This window comes from Okeania sp. SIO3I5 (assembly GCF_010672085.1).
Lineage (GTDB): Bacteria > Cyanobacteriota > Cyanobacteriia > Cyanobacteriales > Microcoleaceae > Trichodesmium.
Genome location: NZ_JAAHHT010000227.1, coordinates 1 through 15633, shown reverse-complemented (window position 1 = coordinate 15633; position 15633 = coordinate 1). Strand labels below are relative to the sequence as shown.

Here is a 15633-nt window from a genome sequence, read left to right as displayed (position 1 = left end):
CTTGGCAATTTTTGTCGCATAACTTTCTGGGAGGAACTGCTAAACAAATCTGCTCATATACCCATTCTTGAGGATTAAAATCTCCATCTGGAGGCAAAGTTTCTACTAAATGAACTCCTAACTCATTACTCATTACTCCTCAGTAATACGATAACTAATTACCCGGATTCTATATCACACTTCCCACACGAACCAATCATAGATCCCAAACGGGTTCTATAGATAATTGCACTTACCGCAAAACAGGATTTCGAGAAGCTCAACCAGACCTTTCCTATTATATAGGAGAAAATGCTGATGTCATTCCTTGGGAAATATCTATGTAGGGGCGATTTCCGGCGGAATGCTGCGCAAACGCGAATCGCCCGTACATAAGAAACCGGGTTTGTGGGAGGTTAATGGTAGGGACGTTGCTTGAGCATTAATGCGTTTTCCTTACGGAATGCTACGCAAACATGTCGCGCAGCGTTAGCAGAGCTTTGCGTCAGCAAAACGTCCGTACTAGGGCATTTGATACTTTCCCCGGTTTCTCTGTTTTTTTTATTTTGCTTTGTTGGGTTTCACTTTGCTTTACCCAACCTACATTTTTAGGTGTGTCATACTGATAACTGATAACTGAATTTAGCTTGGTTCTGGAATCGTAATATCTATGGAAGTAATTTTAATCCCATTTCCCAGACTACTGAGAGGCGGTTGAATTTCCTCTTTATTACCCACAACTAAAGTTACCATTTGCTCTGGTTGCAAATATTTTTGAGCTACTCTTTGCACATCTGCAACCGTAATTTTTTCCAATTCCTCGCGATAACGGAAAATGAAATCTTGAGGATAATCATAATATTCATATCGCATCAAACGGGATAAGGTTTGAGCTGGATCTTGAAAGTTGAAAATAAATGAATTCAGGGTAGAATCTTTGGCGTGCTGAAGTTCCTCTTGTGTAATAGGTTGGGTGCGGATACGTTCAATTTCTTCGTTAACAGACTGGATGAATGGCACAGTTGCATCGGAACGAGTTTCACCACCAGCGATGAATACTCCTGGATAATCATAGTTAGGACTCCAATAAGCAGAAACAGAATACGCTAAACCTTGGCGCGATCTAATATTATTAAACAAACGCCCTCCCAAACCATTGAGGACGCTATTCATTATGTTCAAAGCTGTATAATCAGGATTATCTAATTTTCCGCCTAAATGCCCCATTTGTATATAACTTTGATTTAGCTGAGATTGTTCGATAAAGAATATATCGCCAACTTCAGCTTGAGTAACAGTCGGTAGAGGAGATTTTACTACCTTAGTGCTTGGTTTCCAGTCTCCTAGTTGTTCTTTAATGAGCGATCGCATCTGTTTGGTCTTAAAATCTCCTACTATTCCTAAAATCATATTCTCAGGATGAAAATATTTGGCATAGAAATCTCTTAAATCTTCCTGGGAAATATTATTGAGAGTTTCATATTCAACAGTTCGAGCATAAGGACTTTCTGTACCATAAATCAACTTTTGGAACTCGCGATCGGCAATAGATTCAGGATCGTCATTCCGACGAGCAATGCTACCTTGCCATTGTTGTTTAGCAAGCTCTAATTTTTCTTCAGTAAATGCAGGTTCGCGAATGACTTCGGCAAATAATCCGAATACTTTTGTCAAGTCTTCAGTCAGACAACTAAATCTAGCGCTACCAGCAGTACCACCGATACCTGTTTCTACTGCTGCTGCTTTTTGTTCCAGTAGTTGGTTTATTTGTTCGGGGGAATTTTGAGTTGTGCCTCCCGTACGCATAACAGTTCCGGTTAAGTCTGCTAAACCTACTTTATTTTCTGGTTCAAATCTCGAACCAGTCCGGAATAGGGCAGCTCCACTAATTAGGGGCAGTTCATGGTCTTCCATCAGATACACAATTATGCCATTTTTTAGTTTAAAGCGAGTGTAATTTGGTATTTCTAATTCTGGTAATGGTGGAAATTTTAGTTCCGTGTAATGTTTTGCTGGTGCTAGAGCAATAGCTGGCGATCGCCCTAGAATAGATAACAACATTATTATTACTAAAAATGCTGTTAAGACAAGTTTCGATCTAGTAATTTTCTTTTGGTTAGAAAGCATAGTCATTTCAGTTATCAGTTATCAGTTATCAGTTATCAGTAAGTCCAGCACCGAAATTTTTGGGATAGCTACAAATTACTCAAAGGTGTGTTACCGTCCAACGTATGATCTTACAGTTCAACCGTAGTTTGTGGTAAGTGTCTTTTCATGTTGCGCAGCAAAACGCACCCTACTGGACTCCAAATTTGGTAGGGGGTTTGGTGACCAAACCCCTACATCAGTTATCAGCTATCAGTAAGTCCAGCACCGAAATTTTTGGGATAGCTACAAATTACTCAAAGGTGTGTTACCGTCCAACGTATGATCTTACAGTTCAACCGTAGTTTGTGGTAAGTGTCTTTTCATGTTGCGCAGCAAAACGCACCCTACTGGACTCCAAATTTGGTAGGGGATTTGGTGACCAAACCCCTACAATGGTTAAACCATTGCCCATTGCCTATTCCCCATTCCCTAATTATCACTCAGGAAGTAATCTGCCAATAGTTCGGTTTTCTGCCACAAAAGTTTTTTGAGCAACACGCTGAATATCTTCTGCGGTTACAGCATTAATAGCATCCAACTCTTTAAATAAATTTTGCCACGAACCTGTTTTAACTTCGTAGTTCAAAAGAGCAGTTGCCATACCCATGTTAGAGTCAAGAGACCGCAACAGACCTGCTCGCGCTTGAGTCTTTACCCGTTTTAATTCTTCCTCAGAAACTGGTTCCGTTTTCAACCTTTCAATTTCTTTTTGCAAAGCTGCTCCTACTTCATCTATATTGCTGTCGGGAGCAGTCATGGCATAGAATAACATTAGGTTTGGGTATTTATCTCCTGGATAACCACTAAACCCTCTGGCGACAAGTGCAATTTTTTGTTTCTCAACTAATGACTGATAAAGGCGAGAAGTACGACCATCACTCATAATACTCGTAATCATATCATAAACTACACTATCGGGATGATTTATTGCTGGTCGATGATAACCTTCTATGTACCAAGGTTGCGACTGCAACTCCATCGTTACTTCCTTGGTTTCGGTTTGGGTAGGTTCCACAATCTTGAGTTTGGGCGGTCTTTCTTTGAGTTTGTAACGACCGAAATATATTTCTGCGAATTTTTTGACTTCTTTTGGATCGACATCTCCAACTATCCCTACAGTTAAATTACTAGGAACGTAGTGAGTATCAAAAAAATCGCGAACATTTTCTCTAGTTAAATTTTGTATATCCTCTGAAGAACCAATGACAGGGCGACGATAAGGATGTACTTGAAAAGCTTTCTTGAGGAATTGTTCTAATAATTGAGCAACGGGTGAATTTTCAGTGCGCGATCGCCTCTCTTCTAGAATTACTTGTTTTTCTTTGTAAAATTCCCTAAATACTGGTTCTAGAAATCTTTCTGACTCCAAAGACATCCATAATTCTAGTTTATTAGCAGGCAAACTGTAATAGTATTGGGTGTAGTCTGCGGAAGTTGCAGCATTAAGTCCTACTCCTCCTGCTTGTTGAACAATTTTCGAGAATTCATTTTGATTGACATATTGAGATGCCAACTTTTGAGCTTTCTCAAAGTCTGCTTTGAGTTGGGCAACCCGTTCAGTTTTGCCATCCGTTTCACTTTGCTGAATTTGTGCAAAGATCCGGTCTAATTTCTCTAAAGTTGGTTTTTCTGCTTCATAGTCTTTTGTGCCGATTTTTTTTGTACCTTTAAAAGCTAAATGTTCCAGGTAGTGAGCTACACCTGTTTTTCCGTCTGGTTCGTTTGCTCCACCCACATCAGCATAAATAGCAAAGGAGATGACGGGTGCATTATTTCTTTCTAGAACGATGAATTTCATGCCATTATCTAGGCGAAATTCTGTTACTTTTTTAATTACTCGGTCTAAGTACGGTTTGATTGAGATTTGCTCAGGAGTAGATTCCCTTGCTAAGGCCATATTATTTGGAAACCCAAGCCAAAATAAACTTATGGCAATCAAACAAAGCCATAAGTTTAGCGATCGCAACTTTAGCCTGTCTATGTCAAAGCTAGCAGTAATTATTTTTTTATACCACACTAGAAGTACCATAGATATTATATATATTGGGCAATAAGAACTTAATCCTTTTCTATTATACAGGACTTACGCAAAAAATGAAATCATACACCATCTTTAGGGGCAATTTCCGTTTGTCATGCTCCTAATTAAGCGAATCGCCCCTACTAGATATGGAGGTTTTGCGTAAGTCCTGTTATATACAATCAGGTTATACAGTATATGTTTATAATTCTAAAATTGCTTTAATATTTAATCTCCCCCACTCCCTACTCCCTACTCCCTAATTTGTTAATTAATCATTAAATTATTCAATTATAAACCTAATAAAGCTACAAGTAGTTAAAGTAAGATAAAAAAAGTATAGCAGTCGAAGCAAAAGTTAGGACATTTATAAATCCTGTTTGCGGAAATGCTCCGCAAAAAAAATCCTTTGACAGTTTACTATTCCCTATTCCCTATTCCCTAGCGCTACGCGCTATAAGATAAAAAATTAAAAAAATTAACTATTATGAAAGTTTTTACTCAGTTCCAAGCTCCAGAAAAACAGACACGCACTACCATCTTACAAACAGCTCAAAGATTGTTTGCTAAACATGGATATGATGGTACTACAATTCGCGAACTAGCAAAACAAGCAGGAGTAGCAGAAGGTACCCTGTTTCATTATTTTAGCAATAAAAAGAAGATTTTGATAGAGTTAGCTACAGAAGGATGGGTAGAAATTCTGACAGATTTATTAACAGAATTGAGTGAGATGTCTAGTTATAAAGCTGTAGCACAGGTGATGCGTCGCCGGATGCTAAATATTAGTCACAATGCAGATATGATGAAAGTCTGTTTCTTGGAAGCGCAGTTTCATCCAGAATTGAGAGATCAAATTCAATCGGAAGTTATTGGGAAAATGACTGATGTGGCGGAGGCTTTTTTTGCAACAGCGATGGAACGGGGTGTATATCGGCAAATGAATCCAAAACTTGTGGCGCGGGTATTTGTAGGAATGTTTGCGATCGCTGGTTTTAGTCAAAAGACGTTATTAGATCCTGACGCTTCTCCCCAAGCAATGCAAGAAATGGCTGAGGGATTAGCTGATATTTTCTTGAATGGTGTTTTGGTTAAGGAAGAGTAGGTGAAGGAGGGGAATATGGGCAGTATTGAATCTAAGTGGCACTTAGGTATTGTGCTACTTACGAAGATCGCCATCTCCCCATCCCCAAATTAATCTAAGGGTTAGGTGCTTCCGGACTGAGAATAATGGTATATTCTCCGCGATCGCTCTGCTGAATAACTACAACTGGAGGACTAACATTTGAGGGGGCGTTTTTTGGGAGGGAGGGAAATATATAATATTGACCATCTGTATCAAATAGCAGTCGCCAGATAATTTGGAGAGATTTAGGCTGAGTTTTGTCATTGTAATCTCGTTCTAGTAACTCTTTATATAATTCTATATCTCCGATTATACGAAAATTGCTAATATTAGGATTGTCTGTTAAGTCACGAATTTTTCTGCCTAATGGAAGTTGGTTTTCTGGAGTTATTAAAGTTACTACTGGTAAAGATGATGTTTCGTTGTAAGCGTCTTGAATAGCATCAATATTTCCTTGAGTTTTACCAAGGAAAAATAGGGTCATTAATAACCAAAAAATTACGACTATTTCTTTAATTAAAGCTTGGTCATAATGTTGATAGTTAATTTCTGCAAAATAAAAAAATGATTGAATATTACGGGTTATTTTAGGGCGTTTAATTTTCCCAATCCATCCCAATAATTTCCAACCCAACTTCTTAATGATTTTATCTAATTCTTGAGTTGAAAATTTAATCAGATGAAAAAGAATTGGAACTATAATTGGAAGCAAGATAAAAGAAGCGATCGCTATCCAAATAGTACGGAATAAAGTTGATAAGTCTCCAGTGGCTAAGTTACCAAAAAATACTTGTATTGGTACTATTAAAAATGATTCAAATGGTAAATCTAGGCTGGTTACTTCTAGTTGAAAATAACCGAAATAAGCCCAACGATAAATCCAACCTGTGAAATATAAACCTATTCCTAAAAAACTTAATAATCCAGCAATTTTTCCCAACATATTTGTAAATCTAAATTGTTTGATAATTTATTAACTGCTATATACCATGCCTAATATAGCAACCCGCACATTTTTATGACAAGGAATCAAGGCAAAATAATATTGTTTAATATTTCCGGAACATAAAATTTAATAATTGTAGAAATTAGTAATAAGTAGTTTTTTTATAAAAAAATGAAGGTAACTAAAATTACAATTATTTTCCTAGTGGCCTGTCTAACTTTAGGGTGTCAAGATAGAAGACAAGGGATAACTAACCCCGAACCTATTGTAGAAGCTGAAGCTAAATCAACCGAACAACCTATTCCTTTTTCCTTTCCTACTAAAGCAACAGTGGTACTAAAAGATGGTCGTAGTAGATCGGGTAAAATAACAGATATTAATACTCAAAATATTACTATTCAAAAAGGTCAAAGTATTGCTAAAGAAGCGATCGCTAATATTTCTCGGATTGACTTTAATGGAGATATTTGGTGGCCAGCTTCTAGTAAGATTATGAAGTTTCGTGGGGATAAAGATGGAATAAATATGCAAGGTAAACCCCGACGTTTTCAATTACGAATGGATGGCTTGGAATGGGAGGATGCAGAGAACGGTGTTGCAATAGTTAAACCTGAATCTGTAATTGGAGTAGATGATGAGAGAACAGATTTACTTCAAACTATTATCAGGAATCCTGAAAAAAGTCGTTATATTGTCAGTAAAATGGAATTTGTACCGGAAGAACAAATTTTAATTATTACTGCTACTTCTCGATCGAGAACAGAATAGATATCTCTAAAAATTAATAGTTAATTTTTCAAAATTTGTCTAGCATAATTTCTACAATTTTAATGTTCATATTGGAAATTTCTGGAGAGTTTCATTAACCAATGTTGAGTGGTTGGTCAAAATCCGATTTTTTGCCAGTGGGAGCATCTTGCTATCATTATCCTCAAACTATTTGACCTAATTATTTATTTCAGGAAAATAAGACTATGAAACGAATTATTATTACTTCTTTAATCGGAATCACAACCCTAACTACAACTGCCCTAACACTGCCACTATTATCACAAGAGAGTTACACCCGAACTTCCAACTCTCAGATAGAAAAGTTAGATAGCTCTCAGACAGAAAAGTTAGAGCAACTAATAAAAACAGCACAAGAACAAATAGATCGATACCAATCTCAGGAGTCTATAGAAACGCTTCAAGAAGCTTTAGCTATTGCTAGAAAAATCAAAGACCGAGAAAACGAAGCATTAGCAAACTTTTGTCTTGGTCTTAACTACGAGCGTATAGGCAAACCACAAAAAGCATTAAGCTTGTACAATAAAGCTTTGATGATTTCTCGGAAAGTGGGCGATCGCTCGGGAGTTGGTACTACTCTCAATAGTATTGGTGAAGTTTACCGCAAAATAGGTAAACCTCAAAAGGCATTAGAATACTTCGAGCAAGCTTTACCTATCAGGAGGGAAGTGAAGAGTCTCTCTGGAGTTGCTACTACTCTCAATAATATTGGTGCGGTTTATGCCGATATAGGTAAACCCGAAAAAGCATTAGAATATTACCAGCAAGCTTTACCTATCGTGCGAGAAGTGAACAATCGTTCTGGAGAAGCTCATACTCTCAATAATATTGGTCTAGTTTACAACAGTATTGGTCAACCCGAAAAAGCATTAGAATACTACCAGCAAGCTTTATCTATCGTGCGAGAAGTGAACAATGGCTCTGGAGTTGCTAGTATTCTCAATAATATTGCTGCAGTTTACAACAATATTGGTCAACCCGAAAAAGCATTAGAATACTTCGAGCAAGCTTTACCTATCAGGAGGGAGGTAAGCGATCGCTCGGGAGTTGCTACTACTCTCAATAATATTGCTGCAGTTTACGGCAGTATAGGTAAACCCGAAAAAGCATTAGAATACTATCAGCAAGCTTTACCTATCTTGCGAGAAATGAAAAATCGCTCTGGAGTTGCTACTATTCTCAATAATATTGGTGTAGTTTACGACAATATTGGTCAACCCCGAAAAGCATTAGAATACTACCAGCAAGCTTTACCTATCACGAGGGAAGTGAAGAATCGCTCTCTAGAAGCTACTACTCTCAGTAATATTGCTACAGTTTATCACAAGATAGGTAAACCCGAAAAAGCATTAGAATACTTCGAGCAAGCTTTACCCATCAGTCGGAAAGTAAACGATCGCTCGGGAGTTGCTACTACTCTCAATAATATTGCTGCAGTTTACAACAATATTGGTCAACCCGAAAAAGCATTAGAATACTACCAGCAAGCTTTAACTATCAGTCGGAAAGTAAACGATCGCTCTCAAGAAGCTACTACTCTCAGTAATATTGGTGCTGTTTACAGCGATATTGGTCAACCCGAAAAAGCATTAGAATACTACCAGCAAGCTTTACTTATCACGAGGGAAGTGAACGATCGCTCTGGAGTTGCTGTTACTCTCAATAATATTGGTGGAGTGTACGGCAGTATAGGTAAACCTCAAAAGGCATTAGAAAAATACCAGCAAGCTTTACTTATCAGTCAGGAAGTAAACGATCGCTCTCAAGAAGCTACTACTCTCAGTAATATTGGTGCAGTTTACGACAAGATAGGTCAACCTGAAAAAGCATTAGAATACTTCGAGCAAGCTTTACTTATCAGCAAAGAAGTAGGCGATCGCTCGGGAGTTGCTATTACTCTCAATAATATTGGTGCAGTTTACAGTGATATTGGTAAACCCCAAAAAGCATTAGAAAAATACGAGCAAACTTTAACTATCTTCCAAGAAGTGGGCGATCGCCCGCGAGTTGCTACTACTCTCAATAATATTGGTGGAGTTTACAGCGATATAGGTGAACCAGAAAAAGCATTAGAATACTACCAGGAAGCTTTAACTATCTTCCGGGAAGTAGGCGATCGCTCTGGAGTTGCTACTACTCTCAATAATATTGGTCTAGTTTACAGCAGTACAGGTAAACCAAAAAAGGCGCGAGAATATTACCAGCAAGCTTTAACTATCTTCCGGGAAGTAGGCGATCGCTCGGGAGTTGCTACTACTCTCAATAATATTGGTGCAGTTGACAGTGATATTGGTAAACCCGAAGAAGCATTAGAATACTTCGAGCAAGCTTTACTTATCAGACGGGAAGTAGGCGATCGCTCGGGAGAAGCTAATTCTCTCAATCATATTGGTGGAGTTTACAGCGATATAGGTAAACCCGAAAAAGCATTAGAAAAATACCAGCAAGCTTTACTTATCAGACGGGAAGTAGGCGATCGCTCGGGAGTTGCTACTACTCTCAATAATATTGGTGCAGTCTACGGCAGTATAGGTAAACCCGAAGAAGCATTAGAATATTATCAGGAAGCTTTACCTATCTTGAAAGAAGTGGGCGATCGCTCGGGAGTTGGTACTACTTTCAATAATATTGGTGGAGTTTACAGCGATATAGGTAAACCCGAAAAAGCATTAGAATACTACCAGCAAGCTTTACTTATCAGACGAGAAGTAGGCGATCGTTCGGGAGTTGGTATTACTCTCAATAATATTGGTGCAGTTTACAGCGATATGGGTCAACCAAAAAAGGCACAAGAATACTTCGAGCAAGCTTTACTTATCTTGCAAGAAGTGGGCGATCGCTTTGGGGAAGCTAATACTCTCAATAATATTGGTAAAGTTTACAGCGATATGGGTAAAACCCAAAAAGCATTAGAAAAATACGAGCAAGCTTTACTTATCAGAAAGGAAGTGGGCGATCGCTCGGGAGTTGCTGTTACTCTCAATAATATTGGTACAGTTTACGAGAAGATAGGTAAACCCGAAAAGGCATTAGAAAAATACCAGCAAGCTTTACAGATCGCCAGGGAAGTGAAAAATCGCTTTGGGGAAGCTACTACTCTCAATAATATTGGTCTAGTTTACGACAAGATAGGTAAACCCGAAAAGGCATTAGAAAAATACGGGCAAGCTTTACTTATCAGTCGGGAAGTAGGCTATCGCTCAGGAGAAGCTACTTATCTCAATAATATTGGTGCAGTCTACGGCAGTATAGGTAAACCCGAAAAAGCATTAGAATACTTGGAGGAAGCTTTACTTATCAGACAGGAAGTAGGCGATCGCTCGGGAGTTGCTAATTCTCTAAATAATATTGGTGCAGTTTACAACAGTACTGGTGAACCCCAAAAGGGATTAGAAAAATACCAGCAAGCTTTACCTATCTTGCGGGAAGTGAAAAATCGCTTTGGGGAAGCTACTACTCTCAATAATATTGGTGCAGTTTACAGCGATATGAGTCAACCCCAAGAGGGATTAGAATACTTCGAGGCAGCTTTACTTATCAGACAGGAAGTGGGGGATCGCTCGGGAGTTGGTACTACTCTCAATAGTATTGGTGGAGTTTACCACAAGATAGGCAACCCCCAAAAGGCATTAGAATACTACCAGCAAGCTTTAGTTATCGGCCGGGAAGTGAGCGATCGCTTTGGGGAAGCTACTTATCTCAATAATATTGGTCGAGTTTACGACAATATAGGTAAACCCCAAAAGGCATTAGAATACTTGGAGCAAGCTTTACCTATCTTGCGGGAAGTGAAAAATCGCTTTGGGGAAGCTAATACTCTCAATAATATTGGTCTAGTTTACAGCGATATGGGTGAAACCCAAAAAGCGTTAGAATACTACCAAAAAGCTTTACCCATCTCACGAGAAGTGAGCGATCGCTTTGGAGTTGGTGTTATTCTCAGTAATATTGGTCGAGTTTACTACAAAATAGGTGAACTCCAAAGGGCATTAGAATACTACCAAAAAGCTTTACCCATCTCACAAAAAGTCGGCGATCGTTCTAGAGTTGCTAATATTCTCAACAATATTGCTTATGTTTATCGAGATACCAACCAACCAGAGAAAGCCATAAAAAATTGGGAAGACTCATTAACAATGATCCTAGAAATGCGTGCGGGGTTAAAAAAAGAAAACCGTAAAGCTTTTTTAGCAGATGGAGATAATAAGGGAGCAGCGATCGCTCTTGTCAATATCCTCATTGAGCAAAACAAACCTGATGATGCCTGGAAATGGTATAACTTAGCTACTACTTTCGATATCGCTGACTACACTCGTCTTATTGATGCCAAAGTCAAAAACCCAGAAGCTCAAAAACAGATTAACGAATGGCAACAAAACAATCAACAATTACAATTTCTCTATGGGAAAGTAGAAGATAAATGGACTCCCCAACTTTCTAAACAAATTAACCAGTTACAAGCAGAAACCAACCAACTTGCAGAAAACATTAGCAAAGAATACCCAGAAGTTGCGGAGCTTTTTGAGTTCAAACCCAAAGATATCAACCAACTAAAAGCCAATATTGCACCGGGTACCGTTGTTATTCAACCAGCTCTTTTAACTGGTGTTGCAGATGTTCCCGATAGCATCGCTATATTTTTGGTTACCAGAGATAAACCTGTCTTAGTTAAAAAATTTCCTATAGACGATCAAAAATTTGATGACATCCTCACAGAATATCGCCAGCAACTAGAAAACCCCAACGCCGGCGGCTACAAGATTAACCGAAAAAAACTCTATGACTATTTGATTCGTCCGATGTCAGCAGAAATAGCTGCTTACTCCCCCAAACAACTTGCCATCATCGCCACCGGGAAATTACGTTATATTCCCTTTGAAACCCTATTTGATAATCAAACAAACCAATATTTACTTGAAAAATATCCCATCCACTATCTCACCCGCATCTCTGGAAACAAAAAACCAGAGTCAAATATCCTGGAATTTTTGCAGTACAATGCTTTAGCATTAATAGGATTTATCAATAAATCTTTATTTCATAATGCTAATACTTTCATGGAACAAAGCCCCCTGAAAGTATTAGCATTTGGAAATCCCCAGCCCACAAAAGAAGGTGAAGGTCTCCCTGGAGCAGAAGCAGAAGCCAAAGCGGTAGCCAAAATTTTATCAAGCAAATATTACATTAGAGAAGAGGCAACCCTGACTCGTTTCCAAAACGAATCCCTTGGTTTTCCTATAGTGCATCTCGCCACCCACGGTTGCGTTCAAAAAGGTGGTTGCCCTGATGTCGGTTTAGAGGAAAATACTATTTTGTTTGCTAACAATGAAACTTTTAATATCAAAGATCCTGCCAGTTTAGGATTAGAAAATACAGATTTAATCGTTTTGAGTGCTTGCCAAACTGCCATGGAAGCTAACTCCAACGGTGAAGAAATAGCGGGATTTGCCTATTTATTTGAGCGTGCAGGTGCGGATGCTGTGATTGCCAGTTTATGGAATGCGGAAGATGAGACAACGAAGGAAATTATGGTGAAATTTTATCAGAATTTGCAACAAGGAATGACCAAGGTGGAGGCATTACGTCAGGCGAAGTTAAGTTATATTAGGCAGAATAAGAGCGATACTCCGTTTTTTTGGTCGCCTTTGATTTTAATTGGAGAAGGAAGTATTTGAAGTTAACTAATATTATGTCCGGTTAAAAGGAGTCAGGAGTCAGGAGTCAGGAGTCAGGAGGGAAGAAAAGAGAGTTTGAATGTATAAGGAGGAGAAAGTTTTTTGATCACTAATTATCAGGACTTACGCAAAATATCGAATTATACACCACCTGTAGGGGCTTTCCGGCCGGAAAGCCCCTACGACTCCTGAGTTAAGCAATCTATAACTGTTTCACCGGATTTGATATTGTCCTACTTTGTAAAAGTAATTTTGCTAATATTTTGCTAATATTCCAAGCATCATCTGCACCTCTATGATGAGTTCCTTCTAAGGGAATATCTAATAATTTTAAAGCATTTGCCATCCCGACTTCTTTGGGTAAAGCATGAACCAGAGCAAACAAAGTTTTTACATTAATATGTCTAATGCCAAAAGGATATTTTACGCCTCTAGATAAACATTGTTTCTCAAACATATTTTTGTCATATTCGCCCCAACTTGCCCAGACTTGTTGTAAAGATTCATATTTTTTCCGTAGTTTTAAACAAGCTTCAGAAAAAGTAATTCCTTGGTCAACTTCTGATTGAGTTAAAGTTGTAAGTTCGGTACAAAATTTGCTAATTTGGGAACGTTCTGGTCTTACTAAAATACTTTCTTTTTCAATAGGTTTAGCTAAAGCTACATCAACAATACAAATCCCAATTTCAATTATTTCACTTTCTTGATCTGGCGGGGGATTTTTCTCCCAACAAGTAGCTTCAATATCAATAACAATAATTTTGTTTAGCTTAATAGTCATAAATTAAGGAAGGCAGAATTTAAACAATTAATAATTAATAATTAATAATGAATAATTAATTATTACCTCTTCTTTTCAAGGAGAGGTAATAATTAATCATGAAAATTTTTTCTTGTTTATCCTTAAAAGGAGAGGGTTTAAACCTTAATTATTTGGTAAAGGAAGGCAGAAGGCAAAAGGAAAGAAAAGGTATTTATGGGAGAAAGTTTTTTGAGTGCTGATTATTCGGACATAATATTAACAGGACTTACGCAAATTATTAGACAATAAGCTATCCGTAGAGGGCGAATGCCATTCGCCCATCTAGCGAATGGCATTCGCCCCTACGAGATATGGGGGTTCTGCGTAAGTCCTCATTAATTCATATAATATAGCACTACGCATTAAGGTTAGGACATTTATAAATCCTGTTTGCGGAGCATTTCCCTATAAGAAAAACCTTTTCACAATCTGCTATTCCCTATTCCCTATTCCCTATTCCCTAGCGCTATAACTTAAATTACGAGGAAGATTATGACTGATACTAAAATTTTTCACCTAATTAACCGTCTTAGTTTCGGACCAACTCCTGGACAAATTGAAAAGATTAAAAAGATTGGTATAGAAACTTATATTCAATCTCAACTACAACCTGATTCTATTCCTTATCCAAAAGTGTTAATTCAAAAGCTAGAATATCTCGATACATTACCTCTAAATCCTGGTGAAATAACTACAGAATTACAACAACTTCAACAACAGGGAAAAGAATTTCAATTAAACCGGGTAGCATTAAATAGAATCAAAGTACGTTTTGAACAAAAAATATTTTTACAAGCTACTAAAGGTCGTTTTTTACGAACATTAGAAAGTCCGCGTCATTTAGAAGAAGTGATAGTAGATTTTTGGTACAATCACTTTAATGTTTTTGGTCGTCAAGGACTCAATCGTTTATATTTTAGTTCCTACGAACAGCAGGCAATTCGACCCCATGCTTTGGGAAAATTTAGAGAATTATTAGGAGCTACTGCTCATCATCCAGCCATGTTAATTTATTTAGATAATTGGCAAAGTTATCGGGGTAAAATTAATGAAAATTATGCCAGAGAATTATTAGAATTACATACTTTAGGTGTGGATGGAGGCTACAGTCAAAATGATGTGATTGCTTTAGCAAAAATTTTTACTGGTTGGGGTCTACCTCCTAATAATAAAAGAGCGGAAGATCGAGATGGATTTTATTTTGATGAAAAACGTCACGAACCAGGAGATAAATTTTTTCTCGGACAAACGATTAAAGAAAATGGCATTGCTGAAGGAGAAACTGCTTTAGATATTTTAGCTAGTCATCCTGCCACGGCTAAACATATTAGTTATAAATTAGCTCAAACTTTTGTTTTAGACCAACCTCCAGAATCTTTAGTTAATGTTTTAGCTAAGAGTTTTTTGGAGAGTGGGGGTAATATTTCTCAGGTACTAAATACTCTCTTCAACAGTTCAGAATTTTGGCAGCTAGAGGTAAATAATTCTAAGTTTAAAAATCCTTATCGGTTTGTAGCTTCTGCCATGAGAGCTATTGGTAATGAAGTTGATAATTTTAGACCTATTAATGGCATTTTAGACCAGTTAGGAATGCCTCTTTATGGTTGTGTTACTCCCGACGGTTATAAAAATACAAAAGATGCTTGGTTAGATTCAGATACGATGATTCGACGTAGTAGTTTAGCTGTACCTTTATCTGGTGGTTTGTTGGGTAGAGGAAAACCTATTAGTGCAGAAAAATTAATGGCTACTTTAGGTAATAATTTTTCTGCTCAAACTCGTGCAGTAATTGATAAAAGTTCTGCTGATTTAAGGGCAGCTTTAATTTTTGGTAGTCCTGAATTTATGAGATATTGAAATCAATTCAAAAGTCAAAATTCAAAGTTCAAAAGTCAGAAAAGCTGTCATCAATTCAAAATTCAAAATTCAAAGTTCAAAAGTCAGAAAAGCTGTCATCAATTCAAAATTCAAAATTCAAAGTTCAAAAGTCAGAAAAGCTGTCATCAATTCAAAATTCAAAGTTCAAAAGTCAGAAAAGCTGTCATCAATTCAAAATTCAAAGTTCAAAAGTCAGAAAAGCTGTCATCAATTCAAAATTCAAAATTCAAAATTCAAAAGTCAGAAAAGCTGTCATCAATTCAAAATTCA

Annotated in this window: 8 protein-coding genes; 4 read left to right on the top strand and 4 right to left on the bottom strand. The window is 37.5% G+C overall.

Annotation, left to right across the window (positions count from 1 at the left end; all coding sequences use genetic code 11):
* Positions 1-621: 621 nt before the first annotated feature.
* Positions 622-2106: a M16 family metallopeptidase gene (locus tag F6K40_RS32270; RefSeq protein WP_293142006.1), complete on the bottom strand. Its 1485-nt coding sequence runs from the start codon at positions 2104-2106 to the stop codon at positions 622-624.
* A 457-nt stretch (positions 2107-2563) separates the two neighbouring features.
* Positions 2564-4024 (bottom strand): M16 family metallopeptidase, encoded by a 1461-nt coding sequence (locus F6K40_RS32265; protein WP_293142005.1) that lies wholly within the window; start codon positions 4022-4024, stop codon positions 2564-2566.
* Positions 4025-4634: 610 nt separating this feature from the next.
* Here F6K40_RS32265 and F6K40_RS32260 point away from each other — a divergent pair.
* Positions 4635-5252 (top strand): TetR/AcrR family transcriptional regulator, encoded by a 618-nt coding sequence (locus F6K40_RS32260; RefSeq protein ID WP_293142004.1) that lies wholly within the window; start codon positions 4635-4637, stop codon positions 5250-5252.
* A gap of 94 nt (positions 5253-5346) precedes the next feature.
* On the opposite strand, the gene F6K40_RS32255 is transcribed toward F6K40_RS32260, so the two are convergent.
* Positions 5347-6216, bottom strand: coding sequence for a hypothetical protein (locus tag F6K40_RS32255; protein WP_293142002.1), 870 nt, complete (start codon positions 6214-6216; stop codon positions 5347-5349).
* Between the two features lie 174 nt (positions 6217-6390).
* Here F6K40_RS32255 and F6K40_RS32250 point away from each other — a divergent pair, with 174 nt between their 5' ends.
* Together F6K40_RS32250 and F6K40_RS32245 are read left to right on the top strand one after the other, a co-directional pair.
* On the top strand, positions 6391-6987 hold the full coding sequence (locus F6K40_RS32250) for a hypothetical protein (RefSeq protein WP_293142000.1): 597 nt from the start codon (positions 6391-6393) through the stop codon (positions 6985-6987).
* Positions 6988-7193: 206 nt separating this feature from the next.
* Positions 7194-12683 carry a tetratricopeptide repeat protein gene (locus tag F6K40_RS32245; RefSeq protein ID WP_293141998.1) on the top strand — a complete coding sequence of 1830 codons (5490 nt, stop codon included), beginning with the start codon at positions 7194-7196 and terminating at the stop codon, positions 12681-12683.
* A gap of 202 nt (positions 12684-12885) precedes the next feature.
* Here the strand turns inward: F6K40_RS32245 and F6K40_RS32240 are convergent, their stop codons facing one another.
* The gene (locus F6K40_RS32240) at positions 12886-13464 is read right to left on the bottom strand and encodes a 3'-5' exonuclease (RefSeq protein WP_293141996.1); all 579 of its coding nucleotides are present in this window, start codon (positions 13462-13464) and stop codon (positions 12886-12888) included.
* Positions 13465-13977: 513 nt separating this feature from the next.
* On the opposite strand from F6K40_RS32240, the gene F6K40_RS32235 reads away from it, so the two are divergent.
* Positions 13978-15342 (top strand): DUF1800 domain-containing protein, encoded by a 1365-nt coding sequence (locus F6K40_RS32235; protein ID WP_293141994.1) that lies wholly within the window; start codon positions 13978-13980, stop codon positions 15340-15342.
* Positions 15343-15633 lie beyond the last annotated feature (291 nt).

Excerpts from the sequence above, each read along its gene's own strand:
- F6K40_RS32270 (WP_293142006.1), bottom strand. The coding sequence starts at position 2,106 with ATGCTTTCTAACCAAAAGAAAATTACTAGATCGAAACTTGTCTTAACA.
- F6K40_RS32265 (WP_293142005.1), bottom strand. The coding sequence starts at position 4,024 with ATGGCCTTAGCAAGGGAATCTACTCCTGAGCAAATCTCAATCAAACCG.
- F6K40_RS32260 (WP_293142004.1), top strand. The coding sequence starts at position 4,635 with ATGAAAGTTTTTACTCAGTTCCAAGCTCCAGAAAAACAGACACGCACT.
- F6K40_RS32255 (WP_293142002.1), bottom strand. The coding sequence starts at position 6,216 with ATGTTGGGAAAAATTGCTGGATTATTAAGTTTTTTAGGAATAGGTTTA.
- F6K40_RS32250 (WP_293142000.1), top strand. The coding sequence starts at position 6,391 with ATGAAGGTAACTAAAATTACAATTATTTTCCTAGTGGCCTGTCTAACT.
- F6K40_RS32245 (WP_293141998.1), top strand. The coding sequence starts at position 7,194 with ATGAAACGAATTATTATTACTTCTTTAATCGGAATCACAACCCTAACT.
- F6K40_RS32240 (WP_293141996.1), bottom strand. The coding sequence starts at position 13,464 with ATGACTATTAAGCTAAACAAAATTATTGTTATTGATATTGAAGCTACT.
- F6K40_RS32235 (WP_293141994.1), top strand. The coding sequence starts at position 13,978 with ATGACTGATACTAAAATTTTTCACCTAATTAACCGTCTTAGTTTCGGA.